Origin of the sequence: Azospirillum sp. BE72, from assembly GCF_031455875.1 — a bacterium.
GTDB lineage: Bacteria > Pseudomonadota > Alphaproteobacteria > Azospirillales > Azospirillaceae > Azospirillum.
In genome coordinates, this window is the sequence record NZ_JAVDTO010000036.1 from 1 (window position 1) to 7914 (window position 7914).

General features: G+C 66.3%; 6 protein-coding genes. 3 read left to right on the forward strand and 3 right to left on the reverse strand.

Annotated features, from left to right (window positions below; all coding sequences use genetic code 11):
* The first annotated feature begins 265 nt into the window (after positions 1-265).
* Positions 266-967: a CBS domain-containing protein gene (locus tag J2Y49_RS32165; RefSeq protein WP_310119824.1), complete on the forward strand. Its 702-nt coding sequence runs from the start codon at positions 266-268 to the stop codon at positions 965-967.
* Positions 968-1045: 78 nt separating this feature from the next.
* Here the strand turns inward: J2Y49_RS32165 and J2Y49_RS32170 are convergent, their stop codons facing one another.
* Complete coding sequence (locus J2Y49_RS32170; protein ID WP_310119826.1) at positions 1046-2341, reverse strand: FAD-binding oxidoreductase; 1296 nt, start codon at positions 2339-2341, stop codon at positions 1046-1048.
* A gap of 179 nt (positions 2342-2520) precedes the next feature.
* Between J2Y49_RS32170 and J2Y49_RS32175 the strand changes: the two genes are divergently transcribed.
* Positions 2521-3462, forward strand: a complete 942-nt coding sequence (locus J2Y49_RS32175) for a LysR family transcriptional regulator (RefSeq protein ID WP_310119827.1) — start codon at positions 2521-2523, stop codon at positions 3460-3462.
* 107 nt (positions 3463-3569) lie between these two features.
* Complete coding sequence (locus tag J2Y49_RS32180) at positions 3570-4976, forward strand: VOC family protein (RefSeq protein ID WP_310119828.1); 1407 nt, start codon at positions 3570-3572, stop codon at positions 4974-4976.
* Between the two features lies 1 nt (position 4977).
* Here J2Y49_RS32180 and J2Y49_RS32185 read toward each other — a convergent pair whose 3' ends face one another.
* Positions 4978-6819, reverse strand: coding sequence for an EAL domain-containing protein (locus J2Y49_RS32185; protein ID WP_310119830.1), 1842 nt, complete (start codon positions 6817-6819; stop codon positions 4978-4980).
* A gap of 139 nt (positions 6820-6958) precedes the next feature.
* Positions 6959-7402 carry a GAF domain-containing protein gene (locus tag J2Y49_RS32190; RefSeq protein ID WP_310119832.1) on the reverse strand — a complete coding sequence of 148 codons (444 nt, stop codon included), beginning with the start codon at positions 7400-7402 and terminating at the stop codon, positions 6959-6961.
* Positions 7403-7914: the final 512 nt, after the last annotated feature.

Consider the following 7914-nt stretch of genomic DNA (forward strand, 5'->3'; position numbering starts at 1 on the left):
GGTACTGCGTCTTAAGACGTGGGAGAGTAGGTCGCCGCCAGGTCACTCAGGCTCAAGAGACGCACAATCCAAAGCACAAACGCTGGCATCGTCACACATATCGGAAACGCCCCGGCTCACATGAGCCGGGGCGTTTTCCGTATTGAATCGACGGTCTTTTCCACCATGCGGAAAGCCTGCCGCCGATTTGCGGCAGATCAATCGCCCTCGGTTGGCTGCTCCCCTACTCTTACCTCACCGCACAACATCAAGGGGGAGCGAAACCATGAAGGCAATCGATCTGATGACGCCGCGGGTCATCACCATCGGCACGGACGCGACCGTCGCCGATGCGGCCAAGAAGATGCTGGAGAACAATATCAGCGGCATGCCCGTGGTGGATGCTGCCGGCAAGGTGGTCGGCATCATCAGCGAGGGTGACCTGCTGCGCCGGGTGGAACTCGGGACCGAGCGTCACCGCTCCTGGTGGCTGGGGCTGGTGTCCGGCGGCACGCTGCCGGCGGAGGACTTCGTCAAGTCCCATGCCCGCAAGGTCACGGACGTCATGACCGCCCATGTCACCACCGTCGACGAAAGCGCCTCACCCGAGGAGGTCGTACGGCTGATGGAGACGCGCCGGATCAAGCGCGTGCCGGTGGTCCGTCAGGGCAACCTGATCGGCATCATCAGCCGGGCGAACCTGCTGCGCGCATTGGCCAGCGTCTCGCCGGAGACCCCGGCGGCGGCCCCTGACGATCGTGTGCTGAAGGAGCGTGTCACCGCGGCCGTGAAGGAACTGTCCTGGGATTCGCGGTCGCATGACGCCATTGTCGTCCGCAACGGCGTCGTTCATCTCTGGGGCTTCATCAGCAGCGCGTCCCAGCGCGACGCCATACGCGTCGCGGCGGAAAGCGTCCCCGGTGTGAAGGGCGTGGAGAACAACATCCAGGTCGTCGACCCGGCGGAAAGCGGGGCCTGGGGGCTGTAAGCGGGGCTGTAGAAGGTTCCTGCAAAGCGGATGGGCATGGCCGGTCTTCTCCCGGCCATGCCCGCCTTCCGGACCAAGTCAGATCCGCCCCGGCAGCCGTGCGCCGATCAGGTGGGTCGCCTGTGCCCCGTATTCGTAGGCGGCTTCACGCACCGCACGGCCGGCGACCGTATCCGGGGCCGTGTCGGGAAGCGGCATCTCCGCGTCGGTCAGTTTGCCGGTGATGCGGTCGGCAAGACAGCGGCCGAGAACCGTGCCGGGCGCAATGCCGCGGCCGTTGTAGCCGCTGAAGCCGATCACGTTGCGGCCCAGCCGGTGGAAACGGGGCAGGTTGTCCTTGGTCATCCCGATCTGCCCGTACCATTCGGACTCGAAGCGTACCGGGCCGAGTTGCGGGAACAGAGCGGCCAACGAGCGCTGCGCCCAAGCCCGGTGCACCGCGATCCCGGTTCCCCGCAATGCGCCGACACTGCCGAACACCAAGCGTCCCTGACGGTCGAACCGGTAGGAACTGAGCACCGATTTGGTGTCCCACACTCCCTGTCGCTCCGGCAGGATGGCTTTCCGCATGGGTTCGGACAGCGGCTCCGTCGCCAGATTGAAGTAGGGCAGGTGGACCTGCTCGGTGCGCAGTTGCACCCAGGGGCCGATGCTGTAGGCGTCGGTGGCGACGATCACCCAATCGGCCATCACACTGCCGGTCGCCGTCTTCACCTCCCATTTGCCGCCGGCCTCGCTTGCCGACTGGACGGGGCTGCGGGTGAAGATGCGGGCACCCGCCTTCACGGCGGCGATGGCCAGCCCACGGGCATAGGCCAGAGGCTGGATGGTGCCGGCCCGCAGGTCGAGAAGCGAGCCGGTATAGGCCCCGGTGCCGACCTTCTCCGCCGTTTCCGCTGCGTCGAGCAGGCGCACGGGCGCTCCGCGCTTCTGCCAGATCGCCGCCCGCTGCTCCAGTTCGCGCAAGCCCGCGGGACCGACGCCGCAGTGGAGGGTGCCGCTGCGCTCGTCCTCGCAGGAGATGGCGTGTTTCGTGACCAGGTCGAACACCGCGCGCGGAGCATTCCCGAGCAACTCGATCAACCGCTCTCCATAGACCGGCCCAAGCGTGTTGACGAGCTGGTCGGGCATCACCCACATGCCGGCATTGACCAGCCCGACATTTCGCCCGGCGCCGCCGAAGCCGATCTCCACCGCCTCAACCACCACCGCCTCGACGCCGCTTTCCGCCAGATGCAGGGCGGCAGACAGGCCGGTGTAGCCGGCCCCGACGATCACCACGTCTGCCCTGACCGCGCCGGTCAGCGGCGTGGTCGGTGGCGCCGGCGGTGCCGTCCGTTCCCAAAGCCCATGCGACCGCGGATCGTTCAGCATTCCCTGTGGTCCTTTTCCCGTGTTCTTGCCCGCCTATCATTCCCGGCCGGAAACATGGCCCGGACCGGTTCCGTGAGCGTAGCGGGTCGCCGCCTCAACGGACAGCTGGGAAGATTCGCTTGCCTACCCCCTTCGGCAAAGTGATGTTTGCTCAACCAGTCATTCCCGGTGAGAATGAAATGCAGAGCCCCCGCCGCTTCCTCCCCTCCCTGTCCCTTCTGACTGCATTCGAGGCGGCGGCGCGGACCGGCAGCATCACCGCGGCGGCGAAGGAGCTGTCCCTGACCCAGAGCGCCGTCAGCCGTCAGATCAAGGCGCTGGAGGAGTTGCTGGAGGTCGAGCTGTTCCACCGAGAACGACAGACCATCCGCCTGACCGCGGGCGGGGAGTATTATGTGCGCGAGGTCCGCGATGCGCTGCGCAAGATCAGCACTGCGTCGCTCAACCTGCGCGCCAACCCCTATGGCGGCACGTTGAGCATCGCGATTCTGCCGACCTTCGGCGCCCGCTGGCTGACGCCGCGGCTGCCGAAATTCCTGGCTGCGAATCCTGGCGTGACCATCAATCTGGTGACGCGCACGGTGCCCTTCGATTTCCGGCTGGACCCCGTCGATGCGGCGGTTCATTTCGGCCGGCCGGACTGGCCGGGTGGGGAGATGGCGCTGCTGCGCCGGGAGACGGTCATCCCCGCCTGCAGTCGCGATCTGCGCGACCGCTTCGGCTTCCGGCAGCCGGGCGATCTGCGCCTTGCCCCGCTGCTGCACCTGACCAGTCGTCCCGATGCTTGGGAACGCTGGTTGACCCTGCACGACACGCCGGCCGATGGGGTGCATGGCATGCTGTTCGACCAGTTCGGCACCACCATTCAGGCGGCCGTCGCCGGGTTGGGGGTGGCGCTGCTGCCGCTTTTCCTGATCGATGAGGAATTGGGCGCTGGGCGACTGGTGCCCGCGCTCGACCTGCCGATGGAGAGTGAGGACGCCTATCACATCGTGTGGCCGTCGGAACGAACGAGCTATCCGCCGCTTGCCGCCTTCCGTGATTGGATACTGGAGGAGGCTCGGGACGACGTCCCCGAAGACAACCGGCCGCATCATGAGCTTTCCTCATCAAGTCGGTAAAAACAATCGCAATCCAATGCGGCGCTTCGTTGCTATAGCTGCCCCATGGGAGAGGCCGGGAGATCGTCCGGACCGGTCCGACGCAGGCAACGCGAGCGAGATTTGCAATGAGTGCCCAGAGTTCCTTCAGCGCTGGTTTCATCAGCCCCGATGCGATCCGTACCCTGTTCTCCACCGCCATGTCGGAGATGTACCGGACGGAGGTGCCCGCTTATCAGACGCTCGTCGAGCTGGTTTGCGAAGTGAACGAGGCGGTGCTGGACGCCGACCCGGCGGAGCGCCACAGGCTGGAGGCCGCGGGCGGTCTCGCCCGCATCACGGAGGAGCGTCACGGCGCCATCCGTCTCGGCACGGCGAATGAACTGTCCACCATGCGCCGCCTGTTCGCGGTGATGGGCATGCATCCGGTCGGCTATTACGACCTGTCGGAAGCCGGAGTTCCCGTGCATTCCACCGCCTTCCGTCCGGTGACCGACGAGGCGCTGAACCGCAATCCGTTCCGTGTCTTCACCTCGCTGCTGAGGCTCGACCTGATCGCCGACGCGGGACTGCGGCAGGAGGCGGAACAGGTGCTGGCCGCCCGCAGCATCTTCACCGCCGGTTGCCTCGCCCTGATCGAAAAGGCCGAGGCGGCCGGCGGGCTGACGGAGGAGGAGGCCACCCGCTTCGTCGCGGAGGCGCTGGAAACCTTCCGCTGGCACAGCCGGGCCAATGTGCCGCTGGAGCTCTACAAGCGGCTGCATGACGCCCATCGGCTGATCGCCGATGTCGTTTCCTTCAAGGGGCCGCACATCAACCATCTGACCCCGCGCACGCTGGACATCGACGCCGTGCAGCGGATGATGCCGGAGAAGGGCATCGCACCCAAGGCGGTGGTGGAAGGCCCTCCGACCCGGCGCTGCCCCATCCTGCTGCGCCAGACCTCCTTCAAGGCGCTGAGCGAGCCGGTGGATTTCCGCGATGGCGACGGCTGGCGTTCGGGTGTCCACACCGCACGTTTCGGCGAGATCGAACAGCGCGGCATCGCGCTGACACCGAAGGGCCGTGCGCTGTATGACGCCTTGCTGCAGGATTCCCGCCGCCTCGTCGCCCCGGCCGCCGACGGGTCCAATGCCGCCGAGTACATGACGGCCCTGCAGGAGGTCTTCGCCCCGTTTCCCGACAGCTGGGACGAGATCCGTCGCCAGCAGCTCGGCTATTTCATCTATTCGCTGACCGAGACCGGACGGCGCAACCCGCCGGCACCGGACGCCGATCTGGAGGCGCTGATCGGGGCTGGCTTCGTCCGGTTCGATCCGGTGGTCTATGAGGATTTCCTGCCGGTCAGCGCCGCGGGTATCTTCCAGTCCAACCTGGGCGACGATGCGCAGCAGGATTTTTCCGCCAGCCCGAACCAGCAGCGTTTCGAAGCCGACCTCGGCGCGTCCGTCCTGAACCCGTTCGACCTCTACGCGGAGATCGAACGGGCCTCCATCGACACCTGCCTGTCGGCGATGAGCCCGGCGACGGCGTAGGTCACACTGCAACCACGGCGGCGGGTCGGAAGGCCCCCGCCGCCAGCCAGTCCTCGAAGGCCGCCGGCGCGAGCGGGCGGGAGATCAGGTAACCCTGCCCGAAGTCGCAGCCGTGCAGGCGCAGCCACTCATAGGCTTCGACGGTCTCCACCCCCTCCGCCACCACCCGATAGCCGAGATCGTGGGCCAGGTCGATGGTGGAGCGGACCATGATCTGGTCGCTGCGCTCGGTGGCGATGGAATGGATGAAGCGCTGATCGATCTTCACCGCCGTCGCCGGGATGTCCTTCAGGTAGGACAGCGCGCTCTGGCCGGTTCCGAAATCGTCGATCTCGACCTCGATCCCCAGCCGGCGCAATTGGTCGAGCTGCCGGTCGACCACCGCCCGGTCGGTCATCAGCGCGCTTTCCGTCACCTCGAAGTCGATCCAGTCCGCCTGCACCCCGTGCCGTTCCAGCATGGCGGCCACCCGGTCGGCGAAGTCGTTGGCCCCCAGGTCCAGCATCGAGATGTTGATCGAAACCGGCAGCGCGATCCCGCGTCGGCGCCACCGTGCGATCTGGACCAGCACCGCCCCGATCACCCACTCTGTCAGCGGGCGCACCAGCGCCGTCCGCTCCGCCAGCGGCACGAACTCCGCCGGTGAGATCGGGCCCAACTCCGGATGGGTCCAGCGCAGCAGCGCCTCCGCCCCGATGCAGGCATCGGTGCGCAGGTCGACCTTGGGCTGGTAGGCGATGTGGAGCTGCCCGTTGTGCCCCGTGGCGGTAGCGGTGGCTTCCACCTTGGTGCCGCCGATCGCTTCCGTCAGGCATCTCAGCAGCAGGAAGGCGCGGTGGGAGGCGCGGTCCTGCTCCTCGTCATAGGCACACCAAGGTTTCTGCTTTTCCAGCGACTGGTGGGCGGCACTGGCGGCGGCGCGCAGCAGTTCCACGCTTCCGGCCGGCCGGTCCGGATGATGGACGAATCCGATGCCGGTGGAGGACGCGATCGGCACCCCCTGGTAATGGAAGGGGCGGCGGATGGCCGTACCGATCCGGTCGAGAGTGGCCGCCAACTCGTCCTGCGGCCGGTCGGTGAGGATGCAGGAGAAGCGGGCCGGCGACAGGTGGTAAAGCCGGGTGCGCCCCGGCAGGCAGGCGGCGATGCGCTCTGCGCAATCGACTTCGAAAGCGTCGGCGCAGACTTGGCCCAGCACGCGGGTCAGCTCGGCATATTGCTGTGAGGCTGCGGTGTCGATCACCACCACGGTCTTGCGGGTGCGTTCCCCGGCGGCCGGATCGCCCTGCAGAGCGTCGATGTCGGCAAGAAGGCGGAAGCGGTTCGACAGCGAGGTGACCGGATGCAGGTAGCCGATGGCGCGCCGCGCCTCGATGTGGGCCATCACCATCGCCGACAGGTCGCGCAGGGTCTCCTCCTCCTCGGGCGACAGGGCGGGGCGGGGCTGGTCATCGATCACGCAGATGGTGCCCAGCGTCAGGCCGTCAGCCGTCCGCAGAGGGGCGCCGGCATAGAAACGGATGTGCGGATCGCCCGTCACCAGCGGGTTGGCGGCGAATCTGTGGTCCTGGCGGGCGTCGCCGACCACGAGGATGGATTCGGACTGAAGCGCATGGGCACAGAATGCCTGCTCACGCGGCGTTTCCCGCACCGGCAGGCCGACCCGCGATTTGAACCATTGCCGGTCGCGGTCGACCAACGAAATCAGTGCGATCGGCACATTCAGCAACTTTGCGGCCAGACGGGTGATCTGGTCGAAGGCGGGTTCCTCGGGAGTGTCGAGCAGTTCGTAGCGCCAAAGGGCCGCAAGCCGGTCCTCCTCGCGGGACAGCATTGAGGGCATGGACGGGGACAATGGCACAGGCAAGGGCGGGAAAGGCGTCATCACGGCTGGCATCGTTCCTTGCGCTATCCTGTGGGCCATTATCCTGCAGGCCATTGTGAAGCAACCCGGGGGCCGGCTCTATAACCAGTTGGGACAGCTAGCATTTCCGCTTCTCGATCGCGACGAGTGCCGTCACGGTGAGCTGGGCCAGCACCATGCGGTCCACCATGCCGAAGCTGCGCGGCACCGTATCGATCACGCAGACCGAACCGAGCGCCAGACCGTTGCGGTTGATGATCGGCGCGCCGGCATAGAAACGGATATGGGGCGATCCCAGAACCAGTGGATTGTCGCGGAACCGCGGATCGTTGGCGGCATCCTCCACGACCATTGGCAGGCTCTGCTGGATGGTGAAGCGGCAGAAGGCATGGTCACGCGGTGTTTCCTGCGTTGCCAGCCCACACCGCGCCTTGAACCACTGGCGGTCGGCGTCCAGCAGCGACACCAGTGCGATGGGAACCTGGAAATGATCGCAGGCCCAGGACACCAGTTCGTCGAAGGCGGGATCCGGTGCGGAATCGAGCAGGCCCGTGCTCCGCAATGCCCGAAGCCGAGCGGGCTCATCGTCGAGCGGAAACGTGCATCCGGTGGGCTTAGGCGCAATTGGCATCTTCAGAAGGGCCATGGGAGAAACTCCGCAGTCGATGAGGACAAACCGTTGCGGCGCACCACGGCCGGGCGAGGGACCGCCTGCGCAAACGCAGCGGCGAACCAGCCAGAGACCGGCATCGTTCCTCCAAGCCCCAAATGATATGCCGTACCAGCCACTGTGAAGCTCGCGGTAACTCGATGATGCGCACTCTGCTTCTACGTGCGGGAGCAGATTTGGATTTATCGATTTAGGTATTATCTCGCCGAACCGCGGTCATAGGCGACGCTATGACTGTTGTTGAGCGACAAAGTTCGGCGGGCAGCGGAACGGTCGGTGTCCCAGGGTGGAGGAGGGGCCATCCTGCGTCGCGAGCGGCTCGGCTGAAAAATCCGCGGGGGTCGGAAAAAAGCGCTTGCGCCGGGTCGGTCGGTCGGCCTATACACCGCCTCCCGCGACGCAGC